Annotated in this window: 15 protein-coding genes; 3 read left to right on the top strand and 12 right to left on the bottom strand. The window is 64.4% G+C overall.

Features of this window, described 5'->3' with window-relative positions; all coding sequences use genetic code 11:
• Nucleotides 1–20: 20 nt before the first annotated feature.
• The 4 genes from Q2K57_RS02905 to Q2K57_RS02890 form a co-directional block, all read right to left on the bottom strand.
• Complete coding sequence (locus Q2K57_RS02905; protein WP_304526096.1) at nucleotides 21–1,199, bottom strand: hypothetical protein; 1,179 nt, start codon at nucleotides 1,197–1,199, stop codon at nucleotides 21–23.
• Between the two features lie 247 nt (nucleotides 1,200–1,446).
• The gene (locus Q2K57_RS02900) at nucleotides 1,447–3,498 is read right to left on the bottom strand and encodes an FUSC family protein (RefSeq protein ID WP_369700287.1); all 2,052 of its coding nucleotides are present in this window, start codon (nucleotides 3,496–3,498) and stop codon (nucleotides 1,447–1,449) included.
• On the bottom strand, nucleotides 3,495–4,361 hold the full coding sequence (locus Q2K57_RS02895) for an efflux RND transporter periplasmic adaptor subunit (protein WP_112054181.1): 867 nt from the start codon (nucleotides 4,359–4,361) through the stop codon (nucleotides 3,495–3,497). The genes Q2K57_RS02900 and Q2K57_RS02895 overlap by 4 nt, the downstream gene beginning before the upstream one ends.
• The gene (locus tag Q2K57_RS02890; protein WP_112054182.1) at nucleotides 4,361–4,579 is read right to left on the bottom strand and encodes a DUF1656 domain-containing protein; all 219 of its coding nucleotides are present in this window, start codon (nucleotides 4,577–4,579) and stop codon (nucleotides 4,361–4,363) included. Before Q2K57_RS02890 ends, Q2K57_RS02895 begins: the two co-directional genes overlap by 1 nt.
• A 261-nt stretch (nucleotides 4,580–4,840) precedes the next feature.
• On the opposite strand from Q2K57_RS02890, the gene Q2K57_RS02885 reads away from it, so the two are divergent.
• Nucleotides 4,841–6,061: an ABC transporter substrate-binding protein gene (locus Q2K57_RS02885; RefSeq protein ID WP_112054183.1), complete on the top strand. Its 1,221-nt coding sequence runs from the start codon at nucleotides 4,841–4,843 to the stop codon at nucleotides 6,059–6,061.
• Nucleotides 6,062–6,294: 233 nt separating this feature from the next.
• Here the strand turns inward: Q2K57_RS02885 and Q2K57_RS02880 are convergent, their stop codons facing one another.
• The 4 genes from Q2K57_RS02880 to Q2K57_RS02865 are packed head-to-tail and all read right to left on the bottom strand — an operon-like array spanning nucleotide 6,295 to nucleotide 9,609.
• The gene (locus tag Q2K57_RS02880) at nucleotides 6,295–7,239 is read right to left on the bottom strand and encodes a branched-chain amino acid ABC transporter permease (protein ID WP_181463039.1); all 945 of its coding nucleotides are present in this window, start codon (nucleotides 7,237–7,239) and stop codon (nucleotides 6,295–6,297) included.
• Nucleotides 7,239–8,108 carry a branched-chain amino acid ABC transporter permease gene (locus Q2K57_RS02875; protein WP_112054184.1) on the bottom strand — a complete coding sequence of 290 codons (870 nt, stop codon included), beginning with the start codon at nucleotides 8,106–8,108 and terminating at the stop codon, nucleotides 7,239–7,241. The genes Q2K57_RS02880 and Q2K57_RS02875 overlap by 1 nt, the downstream gene beginning before the upstream one ends.
• A 2-nt stretch (nucleotides 8,109–8,110) precedes the next feature.
• Nucleotides 8,111–8,830: an ABC transporter ATP-binding protein gene (locus tag Q2K57_RS02870; protein WP_112054185.1), complete on the bottom strand. Its 720-nt coding sequence runs from the start codon at nucleotides 8,828–8,830 to the stop codon at nucleotides 8,111–8,113.
• The gene (locus tag Q2K57_RS02865; protein ID WP_112054186.1) at nucleotides 8,827–9,609 is read right to left on the bottom strand and encodes an ABC transporter ATP-binding protein; all 783 of its coding nucleotides are present in this window, start codon (nucleotides 9,607–9,609) and stop codon (nucleotides 8,827–8,829) included. Before Q2K57_RS02865 ends, Q2K57_RS02870 begins: the two co-directional genes overlap by 4 nt.
• 347 nt (nucleotides 9,610–9,956) lie before the next feature.
• Here Q2K57_RS02865 and Q2K57_RS02860 point away from each other — a divergent pair, with 347 nt between their 5' ends.
• The gene (locus tag Q2K57_RS02860; RefSeq protein WP_304526095.1) at nucleotides 9,957–10,337 is read left to right on the top strand and encodes a phasin family protein; all 381 of its coding nucleotides are present in this window, start codon (nucleotides 9,957–9,959) and stop codon (nucleotides 10,335–10,337) included.
• Nucleotides 10,338–10,490: 153 nt separating this feature from the next.
• On the opposite strand, the gene Q2K57_RS02855 is transcribed toward Q2K57_RS02860, so the two are convergent.
• The 3 genes from Q2K57_RS02855 to Q2K57_RS02845 are packed head-to-tail and all read right to left on the bottom strand — an operon-like array spanning nucleotide 10,491 to nucleotide 12,400.
• Nucleotides 10,491–11,105 (bottom strand): FMN-binding negative transcriptional regulator, encoded by a 615-nt coding sequence (locus Q2K57_RS02855; protein ID WP_304526094.1) that lies wholly within the window; start codon nucleotides 11,103–11,105, stop codon nucleotides 10,491–10,493.
• 38 nt (nucleotides 11,106–11,143) lie between these two features.
• A complete protein-coding gene (locus tag Q2K57_RS02850) occupies nucleotides 11,144–11,887 on the bottom strand; it encodes a GNAT family N-acetyltransferase (RefSeq protein WP_304526093.1) in 744 nt (247 codons plus the stop codon).
• Between the two features lie 51 nt (nucleotides 11,888–11,938).
• Nucleotides 11,939–12,400 carry a GNAT family N-acetyltransferase gene (locus tag Q2K57_RS02845; RefSeq protein ID WP_304526092.1) on the bottom strand — a complete coding sequence of 154 codons (462 nt, stop codon included), beginning with the start codon at nucleotides 12,398–12,400 and terminating at the stop codon, nucleotides 11,939–11,941.
• Between the two features lie 85 nt (nucleotides 12,401–12,485).
• Here Q2K57_RS02845 and Q2K57_RS02840 point away from each other — a divergent pair, with 85 nt between their 5' ends.
• A complete protein-coding gene (locus Q2K57_RS02840) occupies nucleotides 12,486–14,036 on the top strand; it encodes a PLP-dependent aminotransferase family protein (RefSeq protein ID WP_304526091.1) in 1,551 nt (516 codons plus the stop codon).
• Here Q2K57_RS02840 and Q2K57_RS02835 read toward each other — a convergent pair.
• The gene (locus Q2K57_RS02835) at nucleotides 14,002–14,751 is read right to left on the bottom strand and encodes an NAD(P)H-dependent oxidoreductase (protein ID WP_304526090.1); all 750 of its coding nucleotides are present in this window, start codon (nucleotides 14,749–14,751) and stop codon (nucleotides 14,002–14,004) included. The genes Q2K57_RS02840 and Q2K57_RS02835 overlap by 35 nt on opposite strands.
• Nucleotides 14,752–14,839 lie beyond the last annotated feature (88 nt).

The raw sequence follows: 14,839 nt of genomic DNA, 5'->3' as shown, positions 1-14,839 counted from the left end.
GCGAGGTGTCAAATGTCAGCTTAGAACGTCAGGCCGACGTGGGTCTGAAAGCTGGTGTGCCACTGATCGTCGATCGGCAAGCCAAAATAGTTGAGGCCGTTCTTGTTGGTAACGATATCGAACCAGGCGTAGTAGGGCCCAGCGGTGAGCTTCATGCCCAGGTCGTTGACCACGGGGTTATCCCGGTCGCCAAAGCCGCCGCTGGCCGGGGTGAAGTCGCCTGACGGATCGATCATGCTTAGATCGTTGTAGAAATAGGCATTCTCTACCGGACCCCAGTTGACGTCCATGCTGTAGGCCAGGCTTGCCGAGTACATTTCACCTTTGGCGGGGATCAGGTAATTGAAGTTGAACGCCCCGATCTGCATGACATTGTCAGAGATTTCGGAGGCCGATTCCGCCGGATTTTCCGCATTGTATGCGTAGGTGGTGGCCTGCAAGCGGGTCATCCAGCTGCCGTAGTTGCCACTGAGGCCCACGGCCGCCTGCCAGTTGTCGCCACTCTCACCAGTCTTGGTGTTGTAGAGCTGGCCGCCTTTGGCCGACAGGTTAACTTCGGTGGTGTAATCGCTGCCTTGGCCGAGGGTGTAGGCGACGCGAGCGGCAAGCTGGTTTTCTTCGCTGTTGCCCTGAGCGCTGCTGCCGACGGCATTGGCGCCGTAGTGGGCGTTATCGTCGCCGAGCTGGTCGCTCTTGAAGAAGGCAAGCGATGTGTCCCAGGCGCCTTGGCTGTGATCCCACTTGATACCCGCATTCTGGTTGTCGTTGAAGCCAGCAATGTAGGGCAGGGTGCCGTACCAACCCAGGTAGCCATAATCCATGTTACCGAACGGAGTCTGCACCAGGCAAAGCTTCAGACTGTCGTTTTCTGATACGTCATAGCCCATCCAGCCGTGCTGGAGGAAACGATAGCCGTTGTAGAAGCGATACTGGAAGGAGTAGTTGAAGGCCCCTTCGCCGCCGCTGATGCCAAGATTGAACTTGCCGAAGTCGAAGTCGCCGACGGTGTCCTTGTCGCGCTGATCCCAGTCGTTGAATACCGAGCCGAATTCAAGCTGGCCGCTGATGGTGGTCTGCTGGGCGGCTTCGATGAGGGTGCGGTTTTCTTCGGCCAGCTCGCGTGTTTCCTGGCCGCTGGCATCCTCGGCCTGTGCTGATGTGCTCTCTTGTTGCTCGAGCTGATTCTGCAGTTGCTGCATTTCGTCGCGCAGGGCGTCCAGTTAGCGCTGGACGTTTGCGGTATCTTTGTCCTGAGCCAGTACCGGGGTGGCAACGGCGAAGAGCCCCATGGTCAAGCCAACGGCCTTGAGTGATCGCTTGCTCACATTTAAAGATATCAGGAAGAAAACAGGTGCTACCTGTCCTTTTTGGAAGTGATTGTCGCTTTTTGGCGACAGCACACTATCAAAAATATCGACAGGTTAGAAATTTGGACGTGCAATCAACTTAAGAGGGCTTACTGGCAAGTCGCGTGGGGTGGCCGGCCATCACCTCGGCCTGGCGCTCGAGGGTCAGCGACAGGCGCTCGACCAGTCCTTCGAGCAATACGTGCCAGTCCCTGGAGATACCGCCGTGGGTGGCGAGGGCGTCATCCAGTGCCTGGCTCGCCTCGCGAATGCCGCGAGGCGACTGGCCCCGAGCGCTTTCCTCGAAGGCCTTGGCAAGTACTGCCAGCAGCTCATGCAGGGCCTGGCGGACCGGGGGTGCGGTATCGTCGAGGCGATGGCGCAGACGCAGGCAGGAGCGGCCGAGGTCGAGGCCATTGAGGCCGATCATGAACAGGTGTCGTTGATCCTCGGGCAGCATGTTGTCGTGGCGGCCGAGCTGCAGCAGGCGATCCGCCATGCGGCCGCTGAACGTGGCCTCTGCTTCGTGTAACGGTGGCGTACCGATGTCGCGCAGGTCCCGGCTGATGGCGCTGACCAGACGGCGGCGCTGAACGGGAGCCCCTAACCCGGGTATCAGCCGAAATGCCATCACGACCGCACTCAGACCGATAATCACGGCAATCGCGCGGTTGGCAAAGCTGTCGAAGGAGAAATCCATGCCGTTGCCGGGCATGGTCAGCAGGATATTGAAGATGGTGAAGGCCAGGCAGTAGCCCATCAGCTGGGGCTTTGCGGCCCCCAGAAGCCCCAGGAAAAGCGGCGTGAAGAGCAGCATGGCCAGCATCGGAAAGCCGTTGGCCTGGGAAAGCAGTACATGGCCGAACAGGAAGGCGCTGGGCAGGGCCACCAGCATGCCTTTGAAGAACATCATGCAGATCGTGACCGGGTTATCGCGGCTGGCGAAGAACGTCGAGAACAGGGTGCCCAGCAGCATCGCGACTTGGCCGTTGGACCAGTGCGTTTGTAGCCAGAAGGTCGCCAGACAGGAAAACACCAGCCCGGCACGCCCGGCATTGAGCAGTGCCGCCAGGTGGTCCCGGTGCCAGGAGAGGGCGCCGGCACGCAGGCGCTTGCGGCCGGGGTGGGCGATGGCTTCTCGGGCGTCGAGCATGATCATGGCGCTGCCCAGCACCTCGCGCAGGCCAAGCAGCAGGCGGCGCTGCAGAGGGGCGAGATCGGCGTCCGGGCAGGCATGGGCCTGATGGCGCAGGGCCTGCAGACGCTCACGGGCGGCTGGTACCCCGCTGACATCCGCGGCATCGCGAAAGGCCTGGGCGCTCTCGCCGGCGAGCTGTCTCAGCGGTGCGTTGATCTGGCCGGCCTGGTTCTGCAACAGCTGATGCAGCGCGCTCAGGGTGGCAAAGAAGCGGAGCGTGCGCTTGGTCAAAAGGTGAGTCGCGCGGACGCGGCCGGCACTGCCGGGGCCCTCGTAGCGTGCCGATTGGCTGTCGATTTCGAGCGTCATCAGCGGCTCTAGGCTCTGGGTCAGCGATTGCTGGAGCTCGCTCATATCGTCGCTGGCATCCAGCCGCTGGGCGGCATGGGTAAAGGCCTGATTGACGACGGTGTCGGCCTGACGAGCCAGGTGTTCCTTGACTGGCGTGGGCCATAGTAAGGCGTTGACCAGGGTCGCACAGATCGCCCCCAGGCCGAGCTCTGAGAGCCTGGCCACGGCGATGTCGAAGACACCGCCGGGCTGGCTGTGTCCGATGACCACCACCAGCATCGCGGTCACGGCGCCCATGATGCAGCCGTAGGAAAAGTTGTTGCGCAAAAGGGAGCTTGCGTAGGCGCACAGCATCAGCCAGAGCGTGAGGGTGATCAGCGCCGGCACCCTCGCCTGTGAAAACAGGGCCATGATGCCGATGCCGACCAAAGCACCGATCAGGGTGCCGCCGATCTGGCACAGGCCTTTCTCGATCACCATACCGCTCATCGGCCGAATTTGCAGGAAGGCGGCCGAGATCAACGCCCAGTAGGGGCGGTCGAGATCGAACAGTAGCGCCACATAGAGCGCCAGCACCATGGCGAGCGTGGCCTTGGTGGCAAACTTGAGGGCGGATCGAGACGGCGTCAGGTAGGCATCGATCCAGGGTGACAGGCGGCTCAAGGCGACGGTGCCTCGAGGATGCGCACGGTTGCAGTCATGCCGGCACTCAGCAGGGTGTTCTCGGGGATCTCATCGAGTTCGATGCGCACTGGGATACGTTGCGCCAATCGCACCCAACTGAAGGTCGGTTCGACCTGGGGCAGCAGCTGGTCGTTGGATGAGGTATTGCTGTCGGCGATGCCACGGCCAATGCCGGCAACATGGCCTTCAAGCGGGGTGTCGCCGCTCATCAGGGTGACGCGGGCGGGATCGCCGAGGGCGATGCCCGGCATCTTGGTCTCCTCGAAATAGCCGGTCACGTAGTAGGAATCTGCCTTCACCAACGCCATCACCGGGTTGCCGGTATTGACGTAATTGCCTTCGCTGAGCTTGAGATTCAGGACGTGGCCATCGGCCGGCGCGGTTACCGTGGTGCGTTCGAGGTCGAGCTGCGCGCTTTCAAGCTCGGCCTGGGCCTGATCAAGAGTGGCCTTGGCACTGCGGGTCTCAAGGTGTGCGAGATCCAGATCCTCGTCGCTGATCGCCTGGTTGCTAAGGCGGCTGCGGCGGGTCTCTTCATGCTGCTTTGACTGCCACTCTGCCTGCCTTTGTGCGACCACCGCCTTGGCCTGCTCAACGGCCGTTGCATAGCGCTGGCGGTTGATCTGGAACAGGACATCGCCCTTGCCCACTGCCTGAGTATCCTCGATAGACAGCTCGCTCACCCAGCCGGAGACATCGGGTGCGATGGTGATCACCTCGGCCCGTACCCGGCCGTCCCGGGTCCAGGGCGTATAGAGATAGTAATGCCATAGCCAGGCACCTGCGGCGAGGGCCAGGGCCACGATCACGAGCGTGGTCAGCATGCGAAGCAGTTTGCGCATCATAACGATCCGGTAGCAGAAGAAGAGAGAAATGCGATGGCTGCGGTGATGATCACGAACAATGCCGCGTCGAACCAGGCTTCATACCAGAACACCCTCGAGCCCACCAGGCGATGCAGCAGGGTGCGAACGAGCAGTGCGCCGAGAAAGCCCAGCAGGGCGTATAGCAGCAATGGGCTTACGTAGATGCCGCCGAGGGCGATTTCCTTGAGGTCCATGCTGTCTCCCTTTGGTCGGCAGTCGGGCACTGGTGGGTAAACGCAATATGTTAGCACGCTATCAAAATAGTTGCATGTGGCCCCTCTGGGCGCTGTTCGAGAAGCCCGCTGGCACCGTTGACAGGATTGCGCTCAGACATTTTGTTTAATGTTTAGGCTACGCTTATGCTGCGATACAAGGGCCGTCACGATGTCAGTGTCGCGCTCGCTAACGGACTGTCAATAATGAACAATCAAGGTCAGCAACAGGAGACGTTTACCATGATCGTCAAGAAACCATTAATCGGGGCCATTTCTGCCATGGCGATGGCGACAAGCCTCGCGGCCACCGCCGAACCGCTGAACGTTGGCGTGCTGGTGCCGCTGACCGGCGACCTGCAGAGCTATGGTGAGCCGTCGCTGCGCGCGGCTGAGCTGGCGGTCAAGGAGATCAACGCCGACGGCGGCGTGATGGGTGAGCCGATGGAAATCAGTGCCGGTGACACCCAGACCTCGCCGCAGCCCGGCGTGGCAGCGGCTCAGAAACTGGTCAACGTGCAGGGCGTGCATGCCATCTTCGGCGCGCTGTCCAGCGGCGTGACCATTCCGGTGGCTCAGAGCGTATCCAAGCCCGAGCAGGTGCTGCAGATCTCCAACGCCTCTACCTCGCCGGTGATCACTAGCCTGGATGACGACGACTTCCTGTTCCGCACCGTGCCATCAGACGCCTTCCAGGGTGTGGCGCTGTCCGAGATCACCGCTGCGAAAGGCTACAAGACCGTCAGTGTCATCTACGTGAACAACGATTACGGCAAGGGCCTGACCGATGCCTTCAGCAAGGCCTTCGAGGCCCAGGGCGGCACCGTGGCAGCAAGCGTGGCCTACGAGCAGGGCCAGGCCGCCTATCGCGGTGAACTGCAGCAGGCCGATACTGGTGGTACCGAGGCACTGGTGCTGATCGGCTACCCAGAGAACGGCGAGACCATTCTGCGCCAGGCCCTCGAGGGCGGTTTCTTCCGCGACTTCGTGTTCACCGATGGCATGAAGGCGCCGGAACTGGTCGATAACCTTGGGGCCCAGGCCGTGGAAGGCGCCATCGGCACCGTGCCTCAGGCTCGCGGCGATTCGCCGGGTGCCCAGCACTTTGCCAGCGCCTATGACGGCGAATACGGCGAGGTGCCGCCCAAGCCCTACCTGGATACCGCCTACGATGCACTCTATGTCATCGCGCTGGCTGCCGAGCAGGCCGGTTCCACCGATCGTGTGGCGATCCGTGACAGCGTTCGCATGGTCGCCAATCCGCCGGGCGTGAAGGTCGGCCCGGGCGAGTTTGCCAAGGCCGTAGAGCTGATCGCGGCCGGTGAGGACATTGACTACGAGGGCGCCTCGGGTTCGGTGAACTTCGACAGTAACGGCGACGTGCCGGGCACCTTCGGTGAGTGGACGTTCAAGGATGGCGAGATCATCACCAACCGCATCTTCGAGCCCACCATGCCCGAGTGATGCCCTGTCCGCTGTGAGATAGCTCCAAGTAACCGCCCCGGCCGCGCGCCGGGGCGGTTTTTTTGCGGGCGACGTATCGGCGGCCGGTAGGCGAGGTTGCCCGGCGGGGCGAGCGGGCCTGTGCCTTGGGGCGGCCTCGTCGCTATGGAGACGGAGTCCTAAAGAAAGCCCCGGCGCAAGGGCCGGGGCGGTGGGAATATGAGCGGGAGCGTGCCCGCCCGTCTCGTCGAGGGTTACTTCTTGCGGGCGATCAGCTTGGGTGGCTTCTCGGGCAGAATGCCCTGCGGCCGAGTGACCAGTATGACCTGCAGAAGCACGCCAATCAGCAGCACCCGCAGGGCGGCGGCCTGAGTGGCGTACTCGGTGGGCAGCAGGTCGGTGGCGAGCTCGGTCAGCGTCCACACGCCCCACACCACCACAGCGCCGAGGATCGCGCCGCGGTTATTGCCGCTGCCACCGGCGATCAGCATCACCCACACCAGGAAGGTGCCGTAGAGCGGCATGAAGGCCTCAGGGCTCAGGAAGCCGAAGAAGTGAGCATAGAGGCCGCCGCCCAGCCCCATGATGGCTGCACCAAGCACGAAGGCCTGCAGGCGGAAGCGGGCGATCGACTTGCCCGCCGCGGCGGTCGCCGGTTCGTTCTCGCGGATCGCCCGCAGCACCCGGCCCCAGGGCGAGGCATAGGCACGTTCAAGCAGGAAGTAGACCAGCACCACGAAGGCCACCACCACCAGCAGATAGCCGAAGGGGCTGTCCAGCGGTGTGCCGGCGAAGGGGCGCTCGATGCCGGCGATGCCGCGCACGCCGTTGGTCAGCCAGTCTTCGTTCTTGATGAACAGGCGAATCATCTCGGCGATGCCAATGGTGGCGATGGCCAGGTAGTCGGTGCGCAGCTTGGCGGTGATGCGCCCGATCACCAGGCCGATCAGCGCCGAGGCAAGCGTCGCCCCAATCAGGCCGACCAGGAAGGGCATGCCCAGCCCGCCGAGATAGGCGGGGCTTTCCGGGGTAGTGAGAATGGCGCTGGTATAGGCCCCTACAGCGAAGAAACCGGCGATGCCGATGTTGAACTGACCGGTGAAGCCCCATTGGGTGTTGAGGCCCATGGCCAGCACCGCATAGATGCCGGCGAAGGTCAGAAACGAGACCAGGTAAGCGAACAGGCTGGCGAGTTCCATCACAGTGTCCCCTTGAAGATGCCCTGAGGCCGGAAGATCAGCATCACCACCATGATGGCGAAGGCCACGGCCGGCTTGTAGGCGGCAGAGATAAACAGTGTCGACATCTCCATCGAGATACCGATGATCATGCCGCCAACGATGGCCCCATAGGGTCGCCCGATGCCGCCGAGAATGGCCGCGGCGAACACCGGCAGCAGCGTTGTCCAGCCCATCACCGGGTGTAGGCGAGTATCGATGCCGAGGAACACCCCGGCTGCTGCCGCCAGGGCGCCGCCGATGATCCAGGTGACGATGATGACCCGCTCGGCCGGAATGCCGCTGACCAGCGCCAGGTCCATGTTGTCGGACATGGCGCGCATCGCTTTGCCCATCCGGGTGCGCGTCAGGAACAGATGCACGCCGGCCACCAGGCCCAGCGAGATCAGCACGATCCACACATGATCAGGCTTGATGCGCAGACCGCCGAGCACGTCGAGGCGCCAGGGGAACTGGATGCCACTGGCGTAGGTCTGGTTTTCGGAGCCCCAGATCAGCTGGATCAGGCTGCGCAGGATCAGCGCCATGCCGAACGAGGAGATCAGTAGAATGACCGGTTGGGTGCGGCGGATGCGCCGGTAGAGCAGTTGGTCGATGACCACGGCGACCACGGCCATGCCGACCATGGCTGCTGGTAGGGCGAACCAGGGGCTTAGCCCCATCACCCCGATGAAGGTCAGGCCGATATAGGCGCCAAGCGTCATGAAGTCGCCGTGAGCGAAGTGTGCGAAGCGCAGGATGCCGAAGATCATCGACACCCCGATGGCGCCCATGCTGAGCACGCTGCCCAGCACCATGCCGTAGATCAGGATCTGTATGATGTCATTCATGGCTAGCCCCCCAGGAACATTTCAGCGACTTCCGGGTTGGCCAGCAGATTGGGCCCGGTGTCCTCATGGCGATTGGCGCCGGTGGCAAGCACATAGCCGCGGCTGGCGATAGCCAGCGCCTGCTTGGCATTCTGCTCGACCATCAACACGCCGATGCCCTGGGCGTTGATCTCCTTGATGCGCTCGAAGGTCTCGTCGATCAGCTTCGGTGACAGGCCGGCAGTGGGCTCATCGAGCATCAACAGTTTAGGGTCGACCATCAGCGCACGGCCCATGGCGACCAGTTGGCGCTCGCCGCCGGACATCAGTCCGGCAGGCTGGCGGCGGCGCTCGGCGAGCTTGGGAAAGAGATCATAGATCATCTCCATCCGCGGCCCGAGATCGCCGGTCATCAGATAGCCGCCCATCTCGAGGTTTTCCTGCACGGTCAGCGAGGGGAAGACGTTCTGCTCCTGAGGTACGTAGGCGATACCCCGGCGCACCATCTGTTCCGGCTTGGCGTTGGTGATGTCCTCGCCCTGAAAAAGGACCTGGCCCGTGCGGATCTTCACCAGACCGAAGATGGCCTTCATGGCGGTGGACTTGCCGGCGCCGTTGGGGCCGACGATGACCACGATTTCGTCTGCGTTGGCGCGCAGGTTGGTGCCCTTGAGGATGTCGGCACCGCCATAGCCGCCGTAGATATCGCGGGCATCCAACAGGGTGGTGGTCGAGCTGCTCATGCGTCTTCCCCCATATGACCACTGACGCCGCCACCCAGGTAGGCCTCGCGGACCTCGGCATTCTGGCGAATCTCGTCCATTGGGCCAGAGGCGATCAGCTCGCCGTTGGCCATCACGTGTACCGGGTCGCAGAGTTGCGAGATCAGGTCCATGTCGTGCTCGATCAGACAGAAGGTATAGCCCCGCTCGGTGTTGAGGCGACGAATCGCCTCGCGGATCTTGCCGAGCAGGGTGCGATTGACGCCGGCACCGGGCTCATCCAGCAGCACCATCTTGGCGTCGGTCATCATGGTGCGCCCCAGATCGAGAAGCTTCTTCTGGCCACCCGAGAGATTGCCGGCTAGCTCGTCGGCGACGTGCGAGATTTCGAGGAAGTCGAGCACTTCGTCGACCCGCTCGAGTACCTTGGCATCTTCCTTGCAGACCTGGCCCCAGCGCAGCCAGCTGTTGAAGAGGTTTTCACCGCTCTGTTCAGGGGGCACGACCATCAGGTTCTCGCGCACCGTCATCTGCGAGAACTCATGGGGAATCTGGAAGGTGCGCACCAGGCCACGGTGGAAGAGCTCGTGGGTAGGCAGGCCGGTGATGTCCTGGCCGTCGAGCACGATGCGGCCGCTAGTGGGCGGGAAGAGGCCAGCGACGATGTTGAACAGGGTGCTTTTTCCGGCGCCGTTGGGGCCGATCAAGCCGGTGATGCTGCCCTGGGCAACCTCGAAGGACACGTCCTTCACCGCCTGCAAGCCGCCAAAGGACTTGGAGACGTTTTCGATTCGGATCAAGGTGGGAGCTCCTGCCTTGAGATTGTTCTTGAAATTGTGGTGGAGCGGGCAGCGCTCGCCCGAAGGCAGGCTCGCCCAATGCAACGACAGTATCGCCGTGCACGAGGCGCATCAAGGCGCTGATCAGACGCGGTTTAAACGCTTGAATCAAAGTGTGGTCATCTGACCGGAATCTGTTCGTCAGCAGCGGTTCAATGCCCCGCACCGAGGCTGACGGATGGGCGTCAAATAGAGACACATAAGAAGCATGAAACCGATGTTGCGGCGCAGCAAGTGCTTTGCTATGTTGCAATGCAGCGAGGGGCAGGATGCCTCTCCATTCGAAACCGTTCGCTAAGAGGTGGACCATGAGCAGCACTAATTTTGATCAAGTCACCCAGCAGTTCGAATCCATGTTCTTCGGCCCGGCTCGCGCCTATGCCGCGATGAGCCTGGACTACTCCGAAAAGCTGATGGCCGCCCAGTTTGATGCCGCCAAGGCCTACAGCGATCTCGGCCTCAGCCAAGCGCGCACCGCCCTGAACGTCAAGGATGCCGAAGGCCTGCGCACCTACGTCGAAGGTCAGCAGAAAGTGGCCAAGGACGTCGGTGAGCGCGTCAAGGCCGATGCAGAGAAGGTAGTCGCCATGAACCAGGAAGTGGTTCAGCAGGCACAGAAACTGACTGAAGAGAGCGTCAAGAGCGCCTCCAAGGCCGCGACTACCGCGGCCAAGCCGGCTGCCAAGTAACGGGAAAAGTAACGCGAAAAGTAACGCCACTTGGCGGGTCGTTGGCAGGGCGTTTCCCTCGCCGACGAGCTAGATTAGCCAAACGCCGCTGCCCCTTGGGGCGGCGGCGTTTTGCGTTGGGGCATGGCTCTGGAGCATAGAGCTGGTGCGAGATCAGGGGGCTCCCGTGCCTCCTGCCTGGTCCTGCATATAGCGCCACAGGGCTCGGGCCTCGGGAGCGGCGCTGTCGCGCAGCCCGGCTGCGACCCCGGCCTGGTCGGCGGCGCTGCGCTGCTGGCCGAGCTTGGCCTTGCCCTGGAGCGAGGCGATGGGGAGCCGGAAGCCGACGATGCCGGCCAGCAGCCGGTCGCGGAAGGCGTCGTCGAGCGTCACCTTGTCGTTGAGCAGGCCGGGTTCGAAATGGGCCAGGCTGCGCTCGATCAGCGCGGCGGTGGCGGCCCCGTCGAGTCGTTCGAACCGCCCCTCGGCGTGCACGGCGGCATAGTTCCAAGTCGGTACGGCCGGGCGGGTGGCGTACCAGGTGGGCGACACATAGGCATGGGGACCGGTGAAGATCGCCAGCACTCGGCGACTCTCCAGTGCCTGCCAGTGCGGGTTGGCTCGGGCGAAGTGGCCGTAGAGAGTGCCGAATTCGCCTTCGTCGCGTCTCAGCTGCAACGGCAGGTGGGTCGCCTGCAGGTCGTCGCCGACCAGCACGCCGAAGGGATGCGCCTCGATCAAGGCCTGGGCCTTAGGCGTGGACATCCGCAGCGCGGGGGATACGTACATCGAGTGACTCCTCGTCGTGACAGGGATCAGCCGTGTCTTTAGGTGGCCGCCAGCGCCGCCTCGGTCAGTTCGCGGAGGGAGCGGTGCTGGCGGCCCCGGGGGTCGAAGTTGTCGGGAGCGAGCCAGCACGCGAAGGCGCGCTCCAGTGCCGGCCAGTCACCGTCGAGCACCGAGAACCAGGCCGTGTCGCGGTTGTGGCCCTGCACCACCCGGTGCTGGCGGAAGGTGCCCTCGAAGCGAAAGCCCAGCCGTTCGGCGGCCCGCCGAGACGGCGCGTTGAGGGCGTCGCACTTCCATTCGTAGCGCCGATAGCCCAGCGCGAAGGCGTGTCCCATCATCAGCACCATCGCCTCGGTAGCGGCGGCGGTGCGCGCGAGGCGCGGCGAGAAGTGCAGGTGGCCGACCTCTAGGCTGCCGTGTTCGGGCACGATGTTCAGGTAGGCAGCGATGCCCAGCGCCTGGCCGCTGGCGGCGTCGACGATGGCGTAGAAGCATGGATCAGCACTGGCCGCTCGGTCGGCCAGCCAGGCGTGACAGCCGGGGCCGTCGTCGAAGGGCCGCCCACCCAGATAAGTCCAGCGTGCCGCCAGGGCGTCGCGCGTTTCCGGTGCCGCGTTGGGCGCTTGCCAGGCCGTGAATAGGGCGTCGGCGTGGCGGTCGGCGACTAGGGGCTCGACGCGCACCCTTTGGCCCGTCAGCGTGACGGGGCTGAGGCTTGCAGCGCCCTGCCAACCCGGTACGGGCCGGCCCACCGGCTGGTTATAGGCATTGGTCGTCGTCATCCGGTGATCCTCTCTTTAAGCGCCATCTCCAGGTGCCATATAGGTGCCATCTCAGCGAGTCGTGGCGGTCGGCAGCGACAGGGCGTAGTGATCGAAGGCGTCGTCGCGACGCCAGCCCAGCGAGGCGTAGAGCGCCTTGGCACTGTGGTTATCCACCTGCGTCTGCAGCCGCAGCTGGGCGATGCCGTGAGATTCGGCCAGGTTGCGGGCGGCGTTCATCAGGGCCTTGGCGACGCCCTGGCGGCGCGCCTCGGGGGCCACGAAGAGATCGCCGAGGATCCAGCGTGGGGCCAATTGCACCGTCGACAGTGTCGGGTAGAGCTGCACGAAGCCCCGCAGCGTGCCGTCGAGGCCGGCCTCCACCAGCAGGCGCGAGTCGCCGAGCGCCAGGCGGCGCGCCGCGAAGTCGGTGGCGGCAGCGAGGTCCGCCGCCTGGCCGTAGAAGCGGCGATAGCCGTCGAGCAGCTCGGCTAGGGCAGAAAGGTCATCGTGGGTCGCGGGACGCACGGGCATGGCGGTTCTCCTGAGGTTTGGGGTGACCGAATGCCAGTCTGGCGGCATAGTGGTTCCAGAATAAGAACCGGTTTTGGGGAAAATCATGGAACCGCTTTCATCGCAGGCCAAGCTGGACTGGGTCATCGACGCCCTCGCCATGGAACTCGCCGAGGCCGCATCGGGACCGCTCAGTCGGCGGCTCTATCGTGGGTTGCGCGAGCGCATCCAGGCGGGGCGCCTGGCCCCGGGCAGCCGATTGCCGTCCTCGCGTCGCCTGGCCAGGGAGCTGTGCCTGGGGCGCAATACCGTGCTGGCCGCCCTCGAGCAGCTGGTCGCCGAGGGCTTCCTGGAGACGCGCCCCGGCGCCGGGACCTTCATCGCCGATCTGCCGCGACTGGCCGGGTCTTCGTCGGCATCAAGGCTGGCATCGGCGCCGGCCGGTGCGGCCCCCGGGACGGCAACGGCCGTCGCACTGTCGTCCCGGGGCACGCGGCTGCTCGGTTACAGCGCCGGCCCGAATGCGCGTCCCGGCGTCTTCACGCCGGGAGTGCCGGCGCTGGATCGCTTCCCCCAGGCGCTATGGCAGCGACTGATGAGACGGCATCTGCATCGCGCGCCCACTGACTGGCTGGGCTATCAGACTCATGGCGGCGTGCCGGCGCTGCGCGAGGCGCTGTGCGACTACCTGCGGCTGTCGCGCTCGGTGCGCTGCCGCCCCGAGCAGATCCTCATCGTCCAGGGCGCCCAGCAGGGGTTCGAGCTGATTGCGCGGCTGCTCACCGACCCCGGCGACCGGGTCTGGGTCGAGGAACCCGGCTACGGCGGCGCCAAGGCTTGTTTCGAGGCCGCCGGGCTCGAGATGCGCCCGGTGCCGGTGGATGACGAGGGCCTGCGGGTGGCGGCGGACCTGCCCGAGCCGCGGCTGATTCAGGTCACGCCTTCGCATCAGTATCCCAGCGGGGTGACCATGACCCTGGGGCGGCGCCTGGCCCTGCTCGAGGCCGCCGAGCGGCATGGGTCCTGGATCGTCGAGGACGACTACGACAGCGAGTTTCGCTATGGCCAACGGCCCATCGCCGCGCTCCAGGGGCTCGACAACGGCGGGCGGGTGCTCTATGTCGGCACCTTCAGCAAGGTGCTCTACCCGGGGCTGCGGCTGGGCTATGTAGTGCTGCCCGAGCCCCTGGTGGACCCGTGTCGGCGGGCCAACGCCCGGCTGCATCGCGAGGGGCAGTACGTGGTGCAATCGGCACTGGCCGAGTTCATCGCCGCTGGCCACTTCTCGCGCCATGTGCGGCGCATGCGCGACTGCTACCGCGACCGCCAGGCGCGGCTGCGAGAAGCCTTGGCGCCGGCGGTCAGTGAGGGGCTTGAGCTGTCGGAGGGGCAGGCCGGCATGCACCTGGTGGCCTGGCTCGACAACCACGCCACCGAGGCGGCGCTGGTGGCCCGCGGCGTCGACCAAGGCATCGGGCTGTCGCCGTTGTCGGCGTATTACCTGACGCCACCCGGCCGGCCCGGCCTGGTGCTGGGCTACGCCGGAGCGAGCGAGGCGGAGATCGCTAGGGCCGGCGGCTGGCTGTGCCGGGAGTGGCTGGCGCTCAGGGAAGAACGAGGCGTTAGGGACGCCAGCGGGCCGGGTGCTCGGGCTTGAGCACACCGACCTCGTCCCAGTCGTCCCATCCCGCGAAGGCGATCGGGGTATCACCGTCGAGTGACTTAAGGCGACTCACCCAGCGCGCCTTGTCGGCTTCCAGCTGGTCGCGAAAGGTGGCCTCGGACTGGTAGCTGAGCCCACCGCCCTGAATGCCGTAGTTGAGTTGGGGCGGCAGTACCTCGAGGCCAACGTAGTAGAGCGAGCAGTGGATGGGCCACATCAAGGCGGCGATATCCCCGCCGCGGCCATCCCGCGAGAATGCGGGCGCCGGCGAGCCGGTGGTCACCGAGCATAGGACCCGCTTGGCGCGCAGGCGGCCCCGATCGTAGCGCATGCGGCCGCTGTAGATTCCGCCGTAGACGAAGACGCGATCGAACCAGCCCTTGAGCATCGCGGGCTGCGCATGCCACCACAGCGGGAACTGCAGTATCACCAGATCCGCCCGCTCGAGGCGCGCGATCTCGCCTTGCACGTCCTCGGGCAGACCGCCGGTCTCGACGGCATGTCGCTGTTCGTCGAGGGGCACGAACCGCTCGTCGTCGCGCCGCGCGGCGAAGTGCTGGGGGCGTTCCACCGGATCGAAGCCCTCCGCGTAGAGGTCGGCGACGTCCACTTGATGGCCGAGCCCCTCCAGGGTGTCGACGGCGATGTTGGTGAGGGCCGCGTTGAAGGAGCGGGGCTCGGGGTGGCAGTGGACGATCAATACCTGCATGGCGTGTCTCCTGGGGTGACGTTAGGGTCAGGAGTAGCCTAGGCTTTGCACTGGTGAAACAACATTCTCCATAACTGATAGATAACTT

This window comes from Halomonas sp. I5-271120 (assembly GCF_030553075.1).
Lineage (GTDB): Bacteria > Pseudomonadota > Gammaproteobacteria > Pseudomonadales > Halomonadaceae > Onishia > Onishia taeanensis_A.
This window is presented reverse-complemented; position numbering and strand designations above follow the sequence as displayed.

What these genes read in the sequence shown, in the direction of transcription:
- Q2K57_RS02895 (WP_112054181.1), bottom strand. Translation starts at nt 4,361, where the DNA reads ATGCGCAAACTGCTTCGCATGCTGACCACGCTCGTGATCGTGGCCCTG.
- Q2K57_RS02855 (WP_304526094.1), bottom strand. Translation starts at nt 11,105, where the DNA reads ATGTACGTATCCCCCGCGCTGCGGATGTCCACGCCTAAGGCCCAGGCC.
- Q2K57_RS02845 (WP_304526092.1), bottom strand. Translation starts at nt 12,400, where the DNA reads ATGCCCGTGCGTCCCGCGACCCACGATGACCTTTCTGCCCTAGCCGAG.
- Q2K57_RS02860 (WP_304526095.1), top strand. Translation starts at nt 9,957, where the DNA reads ATGAGCAGCACTAATTTTGATCAAGTCACCCAGCAGTTCGAATCCATG.
- Q2K57_RS02835 (WP_304526090.1), bottom strand. Translation starts at nt 14,751, where the DNA reads ATGCAGGTATTGATCGTCCACTGCCACCCCGAGCCCCGCTCCTTCAAC.
- Q2K57_RS02850 (WP_304526093.1), bottom strand. Translation starts at nt 11,887, where the DNA reads ATGACGACGACCAATGCCTATAACCAGCCGGTGGGCCGGCCCGTACCG.
- Q2K57_RS02875 (WP_112054184.1), bottom strand. Translation starts at nt 8,108, where the DNA reads ATGAATGACATCATACAGATCCTGATCTACGGCATGGTGCTGGGCAGC.
- Q2K57_RS02840 (WP_304526091.1), top strand. Translation starts at nt 12,486, where the DNA reads ATGGAACCGCTTTCATCGCAGGCCAAGCTGGACTGGGTCATCGACGCC.
- Q2K57_RS02890 (WP_112054182.1), bottom strand. Translation starts at nt 4,579, where the DNA reads ATGGACCTCAAGGAAATCGCCCTCGGCGGCATCTACGTAAGCCCATTG.
- Q2K57_RS02880 (WP_181463039.1), bottom strand. Translation starts at nt 7,239, where the DNA reads ATGGAACTCGCCAGCCTGTTCGCTTACCTGGTCTCGTTTCTGACCTTC.
- Q2K57_RS02885 (WP_112054183.1), top strand. Translation starts at nt 4,841, where the DNA reads ATGATCGTCAAGAAACCATTAATCGGGGCCATTTCTGCCATGGCGATG.
- Q2K57_RS02905 (WP_304526096.1), bottom strand. Translation starts at nt 1,199, where the DNA reads ATGCAGCAACTGCAGAATCAGCTCGAGCAACAAGAGAGCACATCAGCA.
- Q2K57_RS02870 (WP_112054185.1), bottom strand. Translation starts at nt 8,830, where the DNA reads ATGAGCAGCTCGACCACCACCCTGTTGGATGCCCGCGATATCTACGGC.